Annotated in this window: 22 protein-coding genes; 11 read left to right on the forward strand and 11 right to left on the reverse strand. The window is 67.7% G+C overall.

What is annotated here, in order from left to right:
* Positions 1-148 precede the first annotated feature (148 nt).
* The 9 genes from map (at position 149) to PSV00_RS13875 (ending at position 5,312) form a co-directional block, all read left to right on the forward strand.
* Positions 149-973, forward strand: a complete 825-nt coding sequence (map, locus tag PSV00_RS13835) for a type I methionyl aminopeptidase (protein ID WP_300448967.1) — start codon at positions 149-151, stop codon at positions 971-973.
* Between the two features lie 60 nt (positions 974-1,033).
* The gene (gene radC, locus PSV00_RS13840; protein WP_300448288.1) at positions 1,034-1,807 is read left to right on the forward strand and encodes a DNA repair protein RadC; all 774 of its coding nucleotides are present in this window, start codon (positions 1,034-1,036) and stop codon (positions 1,805-1,807) included.
* Positions 1,808-1,907: 100 nt separating this feature from the next.
* On the forward strand, positions 1,908-2,090 hold the full coding sequence (locus PSV00_RS13845) for a type II toxin-antitoxin system HicA family toxin (protein WP_300448290.1): 183 nt from the start codon (positions 1,908-1,910) through the stop codon (positions 2,088-2,090).
* 61 nt (positions 2,091-2,151) lie between these two features.
* A complete protein-coding gene (locus PSV00_RS13850; RefSeq protein ID WP_300448292.1) occupies positions 2,152-2,562 on the forward strand; it encodes a type II toxin-antitoxin system HicB family antitoxin in 411 nt (136 codons plus the stop codon).
* Between the two features lie 51 nt (positions 2,563-2,613).
* Positions 2,614-3,141 (forward strand): GNAT family N-acetyltransferase, encoded by a 528-nt coding sequence (locus tag PSV00_RS13855; RefSeq protein ID WP_300448294.1) that lies wholly within the window; start codon positions 2,614-2,616, stop codon positions 3,139-3,141.
* 60 nt (positions 3,142-3,201) lie between these two features.
* Positions 3,202-3,447 (forward strand): BolA family transcriptional regulator, encoded by a 246-nt coding sequence (locus tag PSV00_RS13860; protein WP_300448296.1) that lies wholly within the window; start codon positions 3,202-3,204, stop codon positions 3,445-3,447.
* Entirely contained in the window at positions 3,447-4,376 is a 930-nt protein-coding gene (locus tag PSV00_RS13865) for an oxidoreductase (protein WP_300448297.1), read from the forward strand. Before PSV00_RS13860 ends, PSV00_RS13865 begins: the two co-directional genes overlap by 1 nt.
* A gap of 139 nt (positions 4,377-4,515) precedes the next feature.
* On the forward strand, positions 4,516-4,839 hold the full coding sequence (grxD, locus tag PSV00_RS13870) for a Grx4 family monothiol glutaredoxin (RefSeq protein WP_300448969.1): 324 nt from the start codon (positions 4,516-4,518) through the stop codon (positions 4,837-4,839).
* Complete coding sequence (locus tag PSV00_RS13875; protein ID WP_300448298.1) at positions 4,839-5,312, forward strand: thioesterase family protein; 474 nt, start codon at positions 4,839-4,841, stop codon at positions 5,310-5,312. Before grxD ends, PSV00_RS13875 begins: the two co-directional genes overlap by 1 nt.
* 12 nt (positions 5,313-5,324) lie before the next feature.
* Here PSV00_RS13875 and PSV00_RS13880 read toward each other — a convergent pair whose 3' ends face one another.
* Positions 5,325-5,711: a hypothetical protein gene (locus PSV00_RS13880; RefSeq protein WP_300448300.1), complete on the reverse strand. Its 387-nt coding sequence runs from the start codon at positions 5,709-5,711 to the stop codon at positions 5,325-5,327.
* Positions 5,708-5,830, reverse strand: coding sequence for a hypothetical protein (locus PSV00_RS13885; RefSeq protein WP_300448301.1), 123 nt, complete (start codon positions 5,828-5,830; stop codon positions 5,708-5,710). Before PSV00_RS13885 ends, PSV00_RS13880 begins: the two co-directional genes overlap by 4 nt.
* A gap of 141 nt (positions 5,831-5,971) precedes the next feature.
* Between PSV00_RS13885 and PSV00_RS13890 the strand changes: the two genes are divergently transcribed.
* Entirely contained in the window at positions 5,972-7,105 is a 1,134-nt protein-coding gene (locus PSV00_RS13890; RefSeq protein WP_300448303.1) for an NADH:flavin oxidoreductase/NADH oxidase, read from the forward strand.
* Here PSV00_RS13890 and PSV00_RS13895 read toward each other — a convergent pair.
* The 8 genes from PSV00_RS13895 to PSV00_RS13930 all read right to left on the reverse strand — a co-directional run bounded on the left by PSV00_RS13895 (position 7,084) and on the right by PSV00_RS13930 (position 12,983).
* Positions 7,084-7,494 carry a hypothetical protein gene (locus tag PSV00_RS13895; protein ID WP_300448304.1) on the reverse strand — a complete coding sequence of 137 codons (411 nt, stop codon included), beginning with the start codon at positions 7,492-7,494 and terminating at the stop codon, positions 7,084-7,086. The genes PSV00_RS13890 and PSV00_RS13895 overlap by 22 nt on opposite strands.
* 175 nt (positions 7,495-7,669) lie before the next feature.
* A complete protein-coding gene (gene rpsD, locus PSV00_RS13900) occupies positions 7,670-8,287 on the reverse strand; it encodes a 30S ribosomal protein S4 (protein ID WP_300448306.1) in 618 nt (205 codons plus the stop codon).
* 160 nt (positions 8,288-8,447) lie between these two features.
* Complete coding sequence (locus tag PSV00_RS13905; protein WP_300448308.1) at positions 8,448-9,377, reverse strand: MBL fold metallo-hydrolase; 930 nt, start codon at positions 9,375-9,377, stop codon at positions 8,448-8,450.
* Positions 9,378-9,488: 111 nt separating this feature from the next.
* Positions 9,489-10,097 carry a superoxide dismutase gene (locus tag PSV00_RS13910; protein ID WP_300448309.1) on the reverse strand — a complete coding sequence of 203 codons (609 nt, stop codon included), beginning with the start codon at positions 10,095-10,097 and terminating at the stop codon, positions 9,489-9,491.
* A 111-nt stretch (positions 10,098-10,208) separates the two neighbouring features.
* Positions 10,209-10,448, reverse strand: coding sequence for a hypothetical protein (locus PSV00_RS13915; protein ID WP_300448311.1), 240 nt, complete (start codon positions 10,446-10,448; stop codon positions 10,209-10,211).
* The gene (gene fghA / locus PSV00_RS13920; protein ID WP_300448313.1) at positions 10,448-11,287 is read right to left on the reverse strand and encodes an S-formylglutathione hydrolase; all 840 of its coding nucleotides are present in this window, start codon (positions 11,285-11,287) and stop codon (positions 10,448-10,450) included. The genes PSV00_RS13915 and fghA overlap by 1 nt, the downstream gene beginning before the upstream one ends.
* Positions 11,288-11,431: 144 nt before the next feature.
* Complete coding sequence (locus PSV00_RS13925; RefSeq protein WP_300448315.1) at positions 11,432-11,815, reverse strand: VOC family protein; 384 nt, start codon at positions 11,813-11,815, stop codon at positions 11,432-11,434.
* 61 nt (positions 11,816-11,876) lie between these two features.
* Complete coding sequence (locus PSV00_RS13930) at positions 11,877-12,983, reverse strand: S-(hydroxymethyl)glutathione dehydrogenase/class III alcohol dehydrogenase (RefSeq protein WP_300448317.1); 1,107 nt, start codon at positions 12,981-12,983, stop codon at positions 11,877-11,879.
* A gap of 60 nt (positions 12,984-13,043) precedes the next feature.
* On the opposite strand from PSV00_RS13930, the gene PSV00_RS13935 reads away from it, so the two are divergent.
* The gene (locus PSV00_RS13935; protein WP_300448319.1) at positions 13,044-13,760 is read left to right on the forward strand and encodes an NAD-dependent deacylase; all 717 of its coding nucleotides are present in this window, start codon (positions 13,044-13,046) and stop codon (positions 13,758-13,760) included.
* Positions 13,761-13,902: 142 nt separating this feature from the next.
* Here PSV00_RS13935 and PSV00_RS13940 read toward each other — a convergent pair whose 3' ends face one another.
* On the reverse strand, positions 13,903-14,676 hold the full coding sequence (locus PSV00_RS13940; RefSeq protein ID WP_300448321.1) for an RNA methyltransferase: 774 nt from the start codon (positions 14,674-14,676) through the stop codon (positions 13,903-13,905).
* Between the last annotated feature and the right edge of the window lie 41 nt (positions 14,677-14,717).

Here is a 14,717-nt window from a genome sequence, read left to right on the forward strand (position 1 = left end):
GCCCTTGCCGCATCCGTCATCCAATCCCATCTCTGGGACACGCCCTTTGGGCCCCGCCTCGAAAAAGACCGGCGTTCCGTGCTAGGCTCCAATTTGAGAGACCACCCGCCGGTATGCTCCTGCCCTGCCCCCTTCCCGAGACCCGATGATGTACGAAACGCCCGATCTTGATCCCGACGCCTATCTGCGCTCCAGCACCATCCGCCTCCACGATGAGGAAGGGTTCGAGGGTATGCGCAAGGCCGGGCGTCTGGTCGCCGAGGCGCTCGACATGATCACGCCCTTCGTCCAGCCCGGCGTCACCACCGGCGAGATCGACGACCGGATCCGCGAGTTCACCCTCGACCACGGGGCCCTGCCCGCCTGCCTCGGCTACAAGGGCTATACGAAGACCGTCTGCACCTCGATCAACCACGTCGTCTGCCACGGCATTCCCGGTGACAAGGTCCTGAAGGACGGCGACATCGTCAACATCGATCACACCGTCATCGTCGACGGCTGGCACGGCGATTCCAGCCGCATGTATCCGGTCGGCGAGATCAACGCCCGCGCCCGCAAGCTGATCGACGTCACCTATGAGGGCATCGAACTGGGTCTGGCCCAGGTCAAGCCGGGCAATACCTTCGGCGACATCGGCTATGCGATCCAGCGCCACGTCGAGGCCGCCCGGATGAGCGTGGTCCGCGACTTCTGCGGTCACGGCATCGGCCGGGTGTTCCACGACAATCCCAACGTCCTGCACTATGGCCGCAAGGGCGAGGGCGCGACGCTGAAGCCGGGCATGTTCTTCACCATCGAGCCGATGGTGAACCTGGGCAAGCCGGCGGTGAAGGTCCTGTCCGACGGCTGGACCGCCGTGACCCGCGACAAGTCGCTGTCGTCCCAGTGCGAGCACAGCATCGGCGTCACCGAGACCGGACTGGAGATCTTCAGCGCCAGTCCCATGGGTATCTTCCGACCCAAATTCGACTGATCCGGCTGGACGTTCGCCTTCTGTTCTGACATCGTTCCGGCCATTGAGCCGGAGGCCGCCATGTCCAGCGTGCTGCCCTTTCCGATCGCTTCCCCGCGGGGCCCCGATGCGGTGGCCCGGTCCGCGCGCGCACGAAAACCCCACCATACCGGCCACCGCGAACGTCTGCGTCAGCGCGCCCGCGACGCCGGACTGACCGCCCTGCCCGACTATGAGCTGCTGGAGCTGTTCCTGTTCCGCAGCCTGCCGCGCGGCGACGTCAAGCCGATCGCCAAGGCCCTGCTGGCCCGGTTCGGTTCCCTGGCGGCGGTGCTGGCCGCCCCGGTCGAGGCCATCGTCACCGTCAAGATCGAGGACAGTCGCGGCAAGGGCACCGGCCTCGGGGTCGAGACCGCCCTCGACCTGACCGCCCTGCACGAGGTGACCCGTCGCATCGCCCGCGAAGAACCGGCGAAACGGCCGGTGATCTCGTCCTGGACCGCGCTGCTGGCCTATGTCCGCCTGGCCCTGCAGCACGAGCCGCGCGAACAGTTCCGGGTCCTGTATCTGGACAACCGCAACCAGCTGATCCTCGACGAACTCCAGAATCGGGGCACGGTCGATCACGCCCCGGCCTATCCCCGCGAAGTGGTGCGCCGGGCTCTGGAACTGTCGGCCAGGGCCATGATCCTCGTGCACAACCATCCGTCGGGCGACCCGACCCCGTCGCGGGCCGATATCGAGATGACCCGCCAGGTCGTCGAGGCTGCCCGGGTTCTCGGCCTGGAGGTCCACGACCATCTGGTCGTCGGCCGCGACGGCGTGGCCAGCTTCAAACAGCTGGGGTTGATGTGAGCGGCACCCTCAACACTCATGCGCACGAAAGTACGCCAATAATGTAGACTCTCGGGATTTTTGGGCGCATATTTATGCGCATTAAGAGGCGCTCGTCTCAATGCTGGAAGTCAACCGCGCCAGGATCGTTCGGCGTCTGTCGAAAGAAGGGTGGACCCACGAAGGCGGCAAGAAACATGATGCCTATACCCATCCGGACTTCGATTATCCGGTGATCGTGCCACGGCACAGGGACCTGTCACCGGGCGTCGCCCGGGCCATTGCGAGGGTAGCGGGCTGGTAGCCCGTCGCCATTGAATCACATCACGGGAAGACCGGATTTTCCGGTCATCAGAGACCCATTCATGAGCCGATATACAGTTTTGATCGATGGAAACGCAGGGAACTACGGCGTCATCTTTCCAGACCTTCCAGGCTGCACCGCCATGGGAAAAACGATCGATGAAGCGCTCAACAACGCCGTGGAATCCCTGCGCCAGTGGGCTGAAATCGCCAGCGCCCGGGGCAAGGTGATTCCCGAACCCCGCTCGCCCGACGCGATCCGGGCCGATGCGCAGTTTGCTGAGGATTTTGCGACCGGTGCTACGCTTGGCAACGTAACCCTTGTCCGCAAACTTGGACGGACGGTGAAGGCCAATCTGTCGCTCGATTCCGGCATCCTCGCGGAGATCGACGCGACAGCGGGCCGTCTGGGCATTTCCCGGTCCGCAATGGTTGAGAAACTGGCCGAGGAAAGACTTCCCGCATTCGCCTGACGGGCGTGCCGTCCGCCGTCCGCCGTCCGTCCAGTCCCGAGCCACCGCCCCATGACCGTCCTGACCACCGAACGCCTGATCCTGAGCCCGGTCGCCGTGTCCGACTACGACGACCTGTGCGCGCTGTGGGCCAACCCGACCTTCACCCAGTACATCATGGGCCAGGGGCTTTCGGCCGAGGATGTCTGGTTCCGCCTGCTGCGCGACCTGGGACACTGGCAGGCCAAGGGCTACGGCAACTGGTCCGTCCGGCTCCGGGACGGCGGGGCCTATGTCGGCAGCGTCGGCGTGCTCGACTATCATCGGGACCTGGACCCGCCCTTTGATGCGCCCGAACTGGGCTGGGGGGTCGCCCCGGCCTTCCAGGGTCAGGGCTATGCGGCCGAGGCCCTGACGGCCGCCCTGGCCTGGGTCGATGACGAACTGAACGCCCCGCGCACCGTCTGCATGATCTCGCCGGACAATGCGGCCTCGCACCGGCTGGCGGCGCGCGTCGGCTACCGCCCCTATGCCGAGGGGGCCTACAAGGGGGGAACCGTCCAGCTGCTGGACCGGCGCGCGACCCGAGGGTCGACGTAGCGCCGCATTAAGGTTTTCGGTTCATCATCCTGCGCGAACGCTCCGGAGCCCAAGCCCACCATGCCCATGCCCGTCGAAAGCCTGCACGCGCATCTGGCCGAAGCCTTTCCCGGCGCCGAGATCGTCATCGACGATCTGGCCGGTGACGGGGACCATTATCGCGCCCGTATCGTCTCGACCGCCTTCGCCGGACTGCCCCGCGTGCGCCAGCACCAGCTGGTCTATGCCGCGCTCAAGGGCAAGATGGGCGGCGAACTGCATGCGCTGGCGCTCGAAACAGCCGCACCCGCGGCCGGAGACGCCTGATGCGGTACCGCCCCTTCGGACCGACCGGGGCCGCGGTCTCGGCCCTGACCCTCAGCCTCGGCCGTGACAATATCGCGCGGGGCCCGGCGGCCGCCTGTGATCTGATCTATGCGGCGCTGGAAGCGGGCATCAACAGCTATCGCCTCGAGACAGCCGACCCGGTCCTGGCCGAGGTCGTCGGCCAGGCCCTGCAACACATCGACCGCAAGCTGGTGACCGTCAGCCTGGCCCTGGGCCGGGGCGACGGACGCCGCGGTTCGGACCGCGACTTCACCGCCGAAGGCATGACCGCCTCGATCGACCGCGCCCTGAACGTATCCCGCCTGGGCTGGATCGACATGGTGCTGCTGGAAGAACCGGCCGACGACGAACTGCCGCAGAGCTCGCTGAACGCCCTGAAGGCCCTGCGCGCCACCAACCGGGTGCGGCTGCTGGGCGTGGCCGGGGACGGCGAGGTGATGGACGCCTATGTCTCGACCGGGGCGTTCGACGTGCTGGTCACCCCGTTCCACCTGAATTCGGGCTGGCAGGTTCGCTCCCGCGTTCGGGCCGCGCGCGAGCGCGACATGGCCATCTTCGCCTACGGCTATTTCCCCTCGGAACTGGACACGGAAAAGAAGGCGGCCACCCTGGACCAGCCGGTCAGGAAGGGCCTGTTCGGCCTTGGCGGTGGCGGACGCTCCAAACAGGATCCGCTGGCCGGAGCCGGAACCTTCGCCTTCCTGCACCGCACCCCCAACTGGAGCGCCGAGGCCATCTGCCTGGCCCATGGGCTGACCGATCCGTCGATCTGCAGCATCCTGATCCAGGCCAATGACGCCGAACGGCTGAACGCCCTGGCCCTGGTGCCCGAACGCGACATGCCGCCCGGCCTGGCCGCCCAGATCGAGATGGCGCGGGTCGCCGGTGCCGGCTCCGCCGCCGCCTGAATCGCCGCCGCCGCGCCGGTCACGATCGCACGACCGTCGGCCACTGCCCTTGACCCCCGGGTCCGGCATCCCTAGCTGACGGGCCTCAGTGAAAGGCCATTCCGTGACTGATCAAACGACCGCGACCCCGACCGACCCGATCCACGCCTTCATCGCGGGGACGGTGGCCGAACATGACGTGGTGCTGTTCATGAAGGGCACGCCCGACGCGCCGCGCTGCGGCTTCTCCTCGCTGGCGGTGCAGATCCTCGACCACCTGGGTGCGCCCTTCGTCGGCGTCGATGTGCTGCAGGACGCCGGACTGCGCGACGGCATCAAGGCCTTCACCGACTGGCCGACCATTCCCCAGCTGTATGTGAAGGGCGAGTTCGTCGGCGGTTCGGACATTGTGCGCGAGATGTTCGAAGCCGGCGAACTGATGACCCTGATGACCGAGAAGGGCGTCCCCCTGGGCGAAGCCTGATGGCCCGCGCGCCGCTCGCGCCGCGCGCCGATCGCGAGATCTTCACCATCCCGCTGGACATCCGGCCCGAGCACATCGACGACAACGGCCATGTGAACAATGTCGTCTATGTCGGCTGGCTGCAGGATGCGGGCATGGCCCACTGGAACGCCCGCTTCCCGGCCGCCGATCGGGCACGCTGGTCCTGGGTCGCCCTGCGCCACGAGATCGACTATCTGCGCGGCCTGCTGCCCGACTCCACGGCCACGGCCCGGACCTGGGTCGGTGACCCCCAGGGCCCGCGCTTCAACCGCTATGTGCGGATCGAGGACGGCGAGGGCCGGCTGTGCGCCCAGGGCGTGTCGGAATGGTGCCTGGTCGAGGCCGCGACCCTGCGGCCGACCCGGATTCCGGCCGAAATGCTGCCCACCTTCGAACGGCGTCAGGACGGAACCGTCCCGGACGCGACCGCATCCGGACCGGACTTTCGGTAAACGCGTCCGCGACTACAGCCGCAGCGGATTGGCGACGTGCGCCGCCTCGCCGGAGGTCAGCCCCAGTTCCGCATAGGTCCAGCTCAGCTCGACGCCGTCGGGCACGATGGCCTTGCACGGGTCCGGACGGGTGCGGGTCAGGGTGATGTCGACCGGCGTGCCCTCGGCGACCGAGACGGCGAAGTCGGCGGCCGTGGTGCAGCCGTTGGACTCGACCTGCGCGATCAGACGGCCGTCGGCGAAACGGACCGCCCGCAGGGTTTCGGCGGGGCCGGTGGTGGTGATCGCGGTGCCGGATTCCATCCGCACCATCGTGGTCTCGCCGGAGTCGTCGGCATAGATGACGCAACCGGTCAGCAGCGGCAGACAGGCCGCCGCCGCGACAAGGGCCCGCCTCATTCCGGAACGTCGGCGGGCGCGGTCTGGACGACGCGGGTGACCGGCTTGTCGGTGGCGATGATGATGCAGCCCGAAAGCAGCGGGGCTGTGATGGCGAGGGCGAGGATGAGACGCAACATGGCGGTGGCTCCAGAATGGCAAAAGCGTAGCCTTTGATGCCTTCGCGCCAGCGGGATGACACGTGAATAATTGGACAGGCTGATCTTGATCCAAATCGCAACCGGCATAGATGCGGTTCCGCCCCGCCGAAGGATCTGCCCATGAGTCCGCTGTTCTCGCCCTACGCCCTCGGCCCCCTGCCCCTCGCCAACCGGATCGTCATCGCCCCGATGTGCCAGTATTCGGCGATCGACGGCGTGCCCCAACCCTGGCACTGGCAGCATCTGGGCCGACTGGCGATTTCGGGCGCGGCGGCGGTGATCGTCGAGGCCACCGGGGTCGAGGCCGCGGGCCGCATTACCCCGGGCGACACCGGGCTCTGGAACGATGTTCAGGAGGCCGCCTTCGCCGGCCTGCTGGCCGACATCCGCACCTATGCCGACACCCCGATCGGCATCCAGCTGGCCCATGCCGGACGCAAGGCCTCGACCACCCCGCCCTGGGTCGACCGCGGCCGGGCCCTGACCGCCGCCGAAGGGGCCTGGCCGACGGTGGCCCCGTCAGCCGTCGCCTTCCGCGAGGACTGGCATACACCGACGGAACTGGATGAGGCCGGAATGGACCGGATCGTCGACGCCTTCGTCCAGGCCGCCGGTCGCGCCGACCGCGCCGGCTTCGACCTGGTCGAGCTGCACGCGGCCCATGGCTATCTGCTCAGTGAATTCCTGTCGCCCCTGTCGAACCACCGCACGGACGCCTTTGGCGGCTCGGCCGAGAACCGGATGCGGTTCCCGCTGCGGGTGGCCGAGGCCCTGCGCCAGGCCTGGCCGCGCACCAGGGCCCTGGGCGCGCGCTTCAACGGCTCCGACTGGGTCGAGGGCGGCGTGGCCCTCGAGGAGGTTCAGGCCTTCAGCCAGCGGCTTACCGCCATGGGCTATGACTATCTGCACCTGTCCAGCGGCGGCAATGTCGCCAGCGCGCAGATTCCCGGTGATCAACCCGGTTACCAGCTGCCCTTCGCCGAGGCCGTCAAGGTGGCGGTGCCGGAGACGACGGTGATGGCCGTGGGCATGATCGTGACGCCGCAGCAGGCCGAGGCGGTGATCACCTCAGGTCAGGCCGATCTGGTGGCCATCGCCCGGGCCGCGCTCGACGATCCGCACTGGGCGCATCACGCCGCCGTCGCCCTGGGCGAGCCCGAACAGCTGCCCGATCCCTATGCCCGGGCATCAGACAAGGCCTGGCCGGGTTACGGTCTGGCGCACGGGTCGACTCAGGTCGGCGGCCGCTCGTAGGAGTTGCCGACCCGGACGTCGGTTCCGGGCGGCAGGCCCATCTCCTCGAAGGTCCAGCGCACCTCAACCCCGCCGGGGACCGGCGCGTCACAGTCGTCCTCGCTGACGCGCCACAGGGTGATGGTGGCGGCACCGCGATACTGGCTGACCACGGGCATCAGATCGTCACGGGTGGTGCAGCCGTTGGACCCGACCCAGAACACCGCCTGACCCTGGCCGATGGCCGCGGCCTGGACCGACTCCTGGGTGCCGGGCACCGAGACGGCGGCCGGGCCGGGCCCGCCACCGGGCAGCATGGACTGGATACTGGCACAGCCGGTCAGCAGCGCGCCGGTCGCCGTCAGCGCCAGCAGCTTCCTGATCTCCCGCGCGCCCATGCCCATCCTCATTACAAGCTTCCCTTGCGTCATCGCTCAATTCGCGCCCGGGCGCATCCGTAAACTGACCGCCCCGCCGGATGATCCCCATATCCGGACCAGACGGAAACGACCGCAATGAGAAAAGGCCCCGGATCGCTCCGGGGCCTTTGAAGTCTCTGCACGGCGGACCGCGCGGCAGCCGAACTTACGAAGAGTAGTATTCGACGACCATGTTGGGTTCCATCTTGACCGGGAACGGCACGTCGGCCAGCTCCGGCACGCGCACGACGCGGGCCGAGAAGCCACGGTCGCCCAGCTCGATGTAATCCGGCACGTCCCGCTCCGACGACTGCTGGGCTTCAAGCACCAGCGCCATGTTGCGCGACTTTTCCTTGACCTCGACGACGTCGCCGATCTTCAGGCTGTAGGAGGCGATGTTGACCTTCTTGCCGTTGACCGTGACGTGACCGTGGTTGACGAACTGGCGCGCAGCCCACGGGGTCGGGACGAATTTGGCGCGATAGACGGTGGCGTCCAGACGGGCCTCCAGCAGACCGATCAGGGTCTCGGCGGTGTTACCCTTCCGGCGGGCGGCTTCGTCATAGGTCTTGCGGAACTGCTTCTCGGTCAGGTTGGCGTAGTAGCCTTTCAGCTTCTGCTTCGCCTTCAGCTGCAGACCGAAGTCCGAAACCTTCTGCTTGCGACGCTGGCCGTGCTGGCCGGGACCGTAGGCGCGCTTGTTGACCGGAGACTTGGCGCGACCCCACAGGTTTTCACCCATGGCACGGTCGATCTTGTATTTGGCGCTGTGGCGCTTGGACATAGTGTTCTCATCAACATGATGCGGCCCGGCGCTTCCGAGATTGGAAGCACGATCTCAACGGCGGTCCACGCATCGTCCGTAGTCAATTCGCGCGCAGGACGGGGTCCGGCGCGGGAAAGCGGGGCTTATGCCGGTCCGGCCGCCCCGGGTCAAGCCGGAGTCAGGCTTCCGGCACCCAGATGAAGCCGTCGCCCTCGCGCTTGATGTGGCCCAGGCCCGGGAAGGGGAAGTGGACGGCATACAGACGCAGGTTCTGCGACGCCGCCCGCTGCAGCAGGGCCTGGCGGCTGGCGATGGCGATCGTGGAGTCCCCGTCGAAGGCAATCGGCCATTCGGGACGCTGCACCGAAATCACCGAATGATGCATGGCGTCGCCGATATAGAGCAGCCGCTCGTCGCCGGAGGCGATCTCGAACCCGGTATGGCCCGCGGTGTGACCGGGGATGTCCACGGCCGTGATGTTCGGAGCCACGACCTCGCCCGGGGTGAAGGTCTTGACCCGGGGCGTGATGGCCCGGACCAGGGGCGCCATGGCCGGGTCCCCCTTCAGGGCCGTCCATTCCGCGGCGCTGATACGGATCGTGGCCGCGGGGAAGCGCAGCGCCCCGGCGACGTCGACCAGACCCCCGACATGGTCACCGTGGCCGTGCGAGATCAGGATGTCGGTGACCTGGCCCGGCTCGACCCCGGCCGAGGCCAGGGACTGCAGCAGCTTGCCTTCGGTGCCCATGGCCCCGCCCGCCCCGGTGTCGATCAGCACCGTATGGTCGCCGTCGCGCACCAGAAGCGGGTCGATGAACAGATGGATCGGATCGGCCGGCAGGGCGGCGGCGGTCAGGACAGCCGACACATCTTCCGGCGTGTGTCCCATGCCGAAGGTCTGGTTGTCGTTGCGGACGTCCAGCTCTCCGTCCTTCAGCGCCACCGCCTCGAGGGCACCGATCCGGAAATTGTAAATGTCAGCGACGGCCGGGACGCTCGGCGCGGCGGTCGCGGCCGCATCGGACTTGCTGTCTCCGGCCGGCGAGCAACCGGCCAGAACGGCGGCGAGGATCAGGCTCGCGGTGGCGAGTTTGGCATTGAAGGTCATGGGCGAAGTCCGACTGCGGGAGGATCTGCGGTGACGCTGAGATAGGGCGGTGCGCCGGGGGCACCAGACCGTCGGAAGGTGAAATTTTTCCGACGGTCCGGCCACGCGGGATCAGGCGGCGGCGAAGCGCGCGTTGACCGTGTTCCAGTTCACCACGGTCCAGAAGGCCTTGAGGAATTCGGGCCGGCGGTTCTGGTATTTCAGATAATAGGCGTGTTCCCAGACATCATTGACCAGCAGGGGCGTGCCCTTGTCCGGCGCGATGTCCATCAGCGAATTGTCCTGGTTCGGCGTGTTGATGATCTTCAGCTTGCCGTCCTGCACGATCAGCCAGGCCCAGCCCGAGCCGAACTGGGTCGCGCCGGCGCTTTCGAAGGCGGCCTTGAAGGCGTCCATGCCGCCCAGGTCGCGGTCGATGGCGGTGGCCAGCGCGGCCGACGGCGCGCCGGCCTCGGCGGTCGGGGCCATGCCGTCCCAGTAGAAATTGTGGTTCCAGTAGCCGCCGCCGTGGTTGCGGATGGCCTTGGGCAGGGTCGAGATGATGGCGAACAGTTCTTCCATCGTCTTGCCCTGGGCCCCGGGCTCGGCGTCCACGGCCTTGTTCAGGTTGTCGGTATAGGCCTGATGGTGTTTGTCGTGATGGATATGGAGGGTCTCCTTGTCGATCACGGGCTCCAGCGCGTCATAGGCATAGGGCAGCGGGGGCAGGGTGAAGGCCATGAAAAGGCTCCTTGAAGATCCGGACGGGGGACGCCTCATCTAGGAAGGCCTCCGGCCAAACCCAAGGCGGGACGGGTAGATTCGTTCCGGAATTGCCCCGGCCGGACCGGTTCAGGCCTGCGGCAGATTGGCCTTCAGACAGGCGCGCACCTGACGGCGCAGCTCGCCCGGCGACGAGGCCATGTCGATGCCCTCGGCCTCCAGCACCGCCTTGACCGCCGCGTCCAGCCCGTTGGGCAGGGCGGCGATGACCTTCACCTCGGCCCTGGGATGCAGGCACAGGCCCAGCTCCACGCACAGGGCCGAGAACATCGGGGTGTAGTCGGGGGCCGCTTCGGGGGTGGTGGTCATCAGCGGGCGGCCTCCAGCCGCCGGGCGTGAAACGCCACATGGTCGGCGATGAAGCTGGCCATGAAGAAATAGGAATGGTCGTAGCCGGGCTGCATCCGCAGGGTCAGGGTCTGGCCGACCGCGTCTGCCGCCGCCTGTAGCAGCTCCGGCTGCAATTGCTCGACCAGAAACGGATCGGCGTCGCCCTGGTCGATCAGGATGTCGTCAAAACAGCCCTCGCCCACCCCGGCCTCGATCAGGCGCGCCGCGTCATGGGCGTCCCACACGGTCCGGTCCGGACCCAGATAGGCGGTGAAGGCCTTTTCGCCCCACGGGCACCGCGTCGGCGAGGCGATCGGCGCGAAGGCCGACACCGACCGGAACAGGTGCGGATGCCGCAGCGCCAGGGTCAGGGCCCCGTGCCCGCCCATCGAATGGCCGCTGATCCCGCGCACCTTCGTGGTCGGGAACGCCGCGTCGATCAGCCCGATCAACTCGCCGGTGACATAGGATTCCATGCGGAAATGCTCCGCCCACGGCGTCTCGGTCGCGTCGACATAGAAGCCGGCCCCCTGCCCCAGGTCATAGGCCGGGTCGTCGGCCACCCCCTCACCGCGCGGCGAGGTATCGGGGGCGACGATGATCAGACCGTGCTCGGCCGCCGCGCGATAGGCCCCGGCCTTGGTGGTGAAATTGTCCTCGGTGCAGGTCAGGCCCGACAGCCAGATCAGCACTGGAAACGGCCCCGCCCCCGGCGGCACGAACACCGACAGGGTCATGGCCGTGCCGGTCACGGCGCTGTCGTGCGTCAGATAGCGCAGAGTGCCGCCATGGACGATGTGGGTCTTGGTAGTTTGCATCGATCGATCCTTGTCCCCTCTCCCGGCGGGAGAGGGGGGGGCCCGCCGCGCAGCGGTGGGAGGGTGAGGGCTTACGATGGGACCGGGGTCGCACCGTACCCCCTCACCCCTGCCCCTCTCCCCATGGGAGAGGGGTTTTACAGGTCACCCCACCCGGTGCAGGGCGCAGATCTTGTTGCCGGACGGGTCGCGCAGATAGGCGAGGTTCAGGGTGCCGAACGGGCCCACGCGCGGGCCGGGCGGGTCCTCAATGGCCGTGCCGCCGGCGGCGATCCCGGCGGCCTGGAAGGCGGCGACCGCCTCAAGGTCCGCGGCGGCGAAGCCGATGGTGCCGCCATTGGCGTGGCAGGCGGGTTCCCCGTCGATCGGCTTGCCGACGGCAAAGGCCCCGCGCGGCGTCCGCCACCAGTAGCGGCCCTTCGGGTCCGGGCCACTGGCCGGGTCGATGCCCAGCGCGCCGAGCGCCGCATCATAGAATTGGCGCGACGCCTCGATGTCATTCGCGCCGACGGTCACGTGGGTGAACATGGCTTTCCTTCCCTCTGTTTCAGGGTAGTTTTTTTAAACAACGAACTCGACAAGGCAAGCCTCAGAACACCACCACGCTGCGGATGCTCTCGCCCGCATGCATCAGGTCGAAGGCCTTGTTGATGTCTTCCAGCGGCATCGTGTGGGTGATCATCGGATCGATCTCGATCTTGCCGTCCATATACCAGTCGACGATCTTCGGCGTATCCGTCCGCCCGCGCGCGCCGCCGAAGGCCGAGCCGCGCCAGACGCGGCCGGTCACCAGCTGGAACGGGCGGGTCGAAATCTCCTTGCCGGCCTCGGCCACGCCGATGACGATGCTCTCGCCCCAGCCGCGGTGGCAGGCCTCCAGCGCCTGGCGCATCACCGTGGTGTTGCCGGTGCAGTCGAAGGTGTAGTCGGCCCCGCCGCCGGTCAGCTCGACCAGATGGGCGACCACGTCGCTGACCTCTTTCGGATTGACGAAATGGGTCATGCCGAATTTGCGGCCCCACGCCTCCTTGTCCGGATTGACGTCGACGCCGATGATCATGTCGGCCCCGACCATCTTCAGCCCCTGCAGCACATTCAGGCCGATCCCACCCAGACCGAACACCACGCAGTTGGCCCCCGGCTCCACCTTCGCCGTATTGACCACCGCGCCCACGCCCGTGGTCACGCCGCAGCCGACGTAGCAGGCCTTGTCGAACGGCGCGTCCTTGCGGATCTTCGCCACCGCGATCTCGGGCAGGACGGTGAAGTTCGAGAAGGTCGAACAGCCCATATAGTGGTGGATCGCCTGGCCCTTGTAGCTGAACCGGCTGGTGCCGTCGGGCATCAGCCCCTTGCCCTGCGTGCCGCGGATGGCAGTGCAGAGGTTGGTCTTGCGGCTGAGGCAGGACTTACACTGGCGGCATTCCGGCGTGTACAGCGGGATCACATGATCGCCGACCTCGACCGAGGTCACACCCGGTCCGACCTCGACCACCACCCCCGCGCCCTCGTGACCGAGGATGCTCGGGAAGATCCCCTCCGAGTCCAGCCCGTCCAGCGTATAGGCGTCGGTGTGGCAGATGCCGGTGGCCATGATCTGGACCAGCACCTCCCCGGCGCGCGGCCCCTCCAGATCGACCTCGACAATTTCCAGCGGACGTTTGGCCTCGAAGGCGACGGCGGCGCGGGTTTTCATGGGCGGGCTCCTCTGGCGTTCCCGCTCTTCTAGGCCAGACCCGGGATGCTATGAAACCGCATGGGTCACAGAAATCTCGTCATCCTGACCGGCGCGGGCATCTCGGCCGAGTCCGGCGTGCCGACCTTCCGCGCCGACGACGGCCTGTGGATGGGGCACCGGATCGCGGACGTGGCCACGCCCGAGGGGTTCGCCCGCGACCCGGCCCGGGTCCAGGCCTTCTACAACGACCGCCGCCGCCAGTTGCCGACCGTGCACCCGAACGCCGCCCATCAGGCCCTGGCCGATCTGGCCGCGCGCTGGGACGGCGCGATCCTGCTGGTCACCCAGAATGTCGACGACCTGCATGACCGGGCCCATGCCGCGATCCCGCCCCGGCCGGGGTTCGGTCTGATCCATATGCACGGCGAACTGCTGAAGGCGGCCTGTACCGTTACCGGCCGGGTCTGCGACTGGCCCGGCGATCTGGCCGCCGACGAGCCGTCACCGCATCACCCCCAGGGTCGGTTGCGCCCGCACATCGTCTGGTTCGGCGAAATGCCGCTGCAGATGGACCGGATCGAGACGGCCCTGGACCGCTGCGACCTGTTCGTCTCGATCGGGACCTCGGGCGCGGTGTTTCCGGCGGCGGGCTTTGTGCAGTTGGCGCGTCAGGCCGGCGCTCGGACGGTGGAGCTCAACCTTGAACCGACCCAGGGCGCGCGCCTGTTCGACGAGGGACACTATGGGCCCGCGACCGAGGTGGTGCCGGCCTTCGTGCAATCTCTGACCCGCTAGTTCCAATATCCCGTTCATCCCCGCGAAGGCGGGGACCCAGTCCTTACGCGAGGCACACTGCGAGGGATGAGCGTCTGCGTGAAACCGGCAACGCCGGATCGCCCAAAACACTGGGTCCCCGCCTTCGCGGGGATGAACAGATTTAGGGGGTCTCCGCCTTCTTCGCCGCCAGCTTGGCCAGCACCCGGCCGCGGCCCTTCGACAGGGCGGTGATCACGCCGCGGAAGGTCGCCGCCTCCTGATCCGTAAAGCTGGCACGACCCAGCATGACGCGCAGGTTCTGCACCATCGACGGCCGTTTCTCCGGCGGGTGGAAGAAGCCGCCGGCGTCCAGCTCCCGCTCCAGATGTTCGTACATCCCCAGCAGGGTTTCGCCGGTGGCCGGGGGCTCGCCCTCGCGGAAGCGCGGCGGCGGGGCATCGAGGATCAGGGTGCGCCACTCATAGGCATTGATGGCCACGGCCTGGGCCAGATTCAGACTCTGGTGGCGCGGATCGATCGGGATGGTGACAATGCCCTGGCACAGGGCGATGTCGCTGGTCTCCAGCCCGGCCCGCTCGCCGCCGAACAACAGGCCGATGCCCAGGCCCGAGGCGCGGTCGTCGTACAGCACCCGGGCCGTCTCGCGCGGGGTGCGCACCGGCTGGCGGGTGCCGCGCGACCGGGCCGTGGCGGCATAGACGGTATTCAGGTCGGCCACGGCCCCGGCCACGCTGTCGAAGACCTTGATGCCGTCCAGCACCCAGTCGGCCCCCGAGGCCATGGCCCAGGCCCGTTCCTGCGGCCAGCCGTCACGCGGCTGGACCAGACGCAGGTCGGTCAGGCCGAAATTGGCCATAACCCGCGCCACCGCGCCGATGTTCTCGGCCATCTGCGACTTGTCGAGGATGACGACGGGGGGAAGGGGATCGGACATGGGGCCTGACTAGCCCTTCGCCCATTTCGGGGGAAGGGTCG

It is taken from the genome of Brevundimonas sp. (assembly GCF_029945885.1).
Lineage (GTDB): Bacteria > Pseudomonadota > Alphaproteobacteria > Caulobacterales > Caulobacteraceae > Brevundimonas.

Coding starts and splice junctions, on each gene's coding strand:
- map (WP_300448967.1), top strand. CDS start 149: ATGTACGAAACGCCCGATCTTGATCCCGACGCCTATCTGCGCTCCAGC.
- radC (WP_300448288.1), top strand. CDS start 1,034: ATGTCCAGCGTGCTGCCCTTTCCGATCGCTTCCCCGCGGGGCCCCGAT.
- PSV00_RS13845 (WP_300448290.1), top strand. CDS start 1,908: ATGCTGGAAGTCAACCGCGCCAGGATCGTTCGGCGTCTGTCGAAAGAA.
- PSV00_RS13850 (WP_300448292.1), top strand. CDS start 2,152: ATGAGCCGATATACAGTTTTGATCGATGGAAACGCAGGGAACTACGGC.
- PSV00_RS13855 (WP_300448294.1), top strand. CDS start 2,614: ATGACCGTCCTGACCACCGAACGCCTGATCCTGAGCCCGGTCGCCGTG.
- PSV00_RS13860 (WP_300448296.1), top strand. CDS start 3,202: ATGCCCATGCCCGTCGAAAGCCTGCACGCGCATCTGGCCGAAGCCTTT.
- PSV00_RS13865 (WP_300448297.1), top strand. CDS start 3,447: ATGCGGTACCGCCCCTTCGGACCGACCGGGGCCGCGGTCTCGGCCCTG.
- PSV00_RS13875 (WP_300448298.1), top strand. CDS start 4,839: ATGGCCCGCGCGCCGCTCGCGCCGCGCGCCGATCGCGAGATCTTCACC.
- PSV00_RS13880 (WP_300448300.1), bottom strand. CDS start 5,711: ATGAGGCGGGCCCTTGTCGCGGCGGCGGCCTGTCTGCCGCTGCTGACC.
- PSV00_RS13885 (WP_300448301.1), bottom strand. CDS start 5,830: ATGTTGCGTCTCATCCTCGCCCTCGCCATCACAGCCCCGCTGCTTTCG.
- PSV00_RS13890 (WP_300448303.1), top strand. CDS start 5,972: ATGAGTCCGCTGTTCTCGCCCTACGCCCTCGGCCCCCTGCCCCTCGCC.
- PSV00_RS13895 (WP_300448304.1), bottom strand. CDS start 7,494: ATGAGGATGGGCATGGGCGCGCGGGAGATCAGGAAGCTGCTGGCGCTG.
- rpsD (WP_300448306.1), bottom strand. CDS start 8,287: ATGTCCAAGCGCCACAGCGCCAAATACAAGATCGACCGTGCCATGGGT.
- PSV00_RS13905 (WP_300448308.1), bottom strand. CDS start 9,377: ATGACCTTCAATGCCAAACTCGCCACCGCGAGCCTGATCCTCGCCGCC.
- PSV00_RS13910 (WP_300448309.1), bottom strand. CDS start 10,097: ATGGCCTTCACCCTGCCCCCGCTGCCCTATGCCTATGACGCGCTGGAG.
- PSV00_RS13915 (WP_300448311.1), bottom strand. CDS start 10,448: ATGACCACCACCCCCGAAGCGGCCCCCGACTACACCCCGATGTTCTCG.
- fghA (WP_300448313.1), bottom strand. CDS start 11,287: ATGCAAACTACCAAGACCCACATCGTCCATGGCGGCACTCTGCGCTAT.
- PSV00_RS13925 (WP_300448315.1), bottom strand. CDS start 11,815: ATGTTCACCCACGTGACCGTCGGCGCGAATGACATCGAGGCGTCGCGC.
- PSV00_RS13930 (WP_300448317.1), bottom strand. CDS start 12,983: ATGAAAACCCGCGCCGCCGTCGCCTTCGAGGCCAAACGTCCGCTGGAA.
- PSV00_RS13935 (WP_300448319.1), top strand. CDS start 13,044: ATGGGTCACAGAAATCTCGTCATCCTGACCGGCGCGGGCATCTCGGCC.
- PSV00_RS13940 (WP_300448321.1), bottom strand. CDS start 14,676: ATGTCCGATCCCCTTCCCCCCGTCGTCATCCTCGACAAGTCGCAGATG.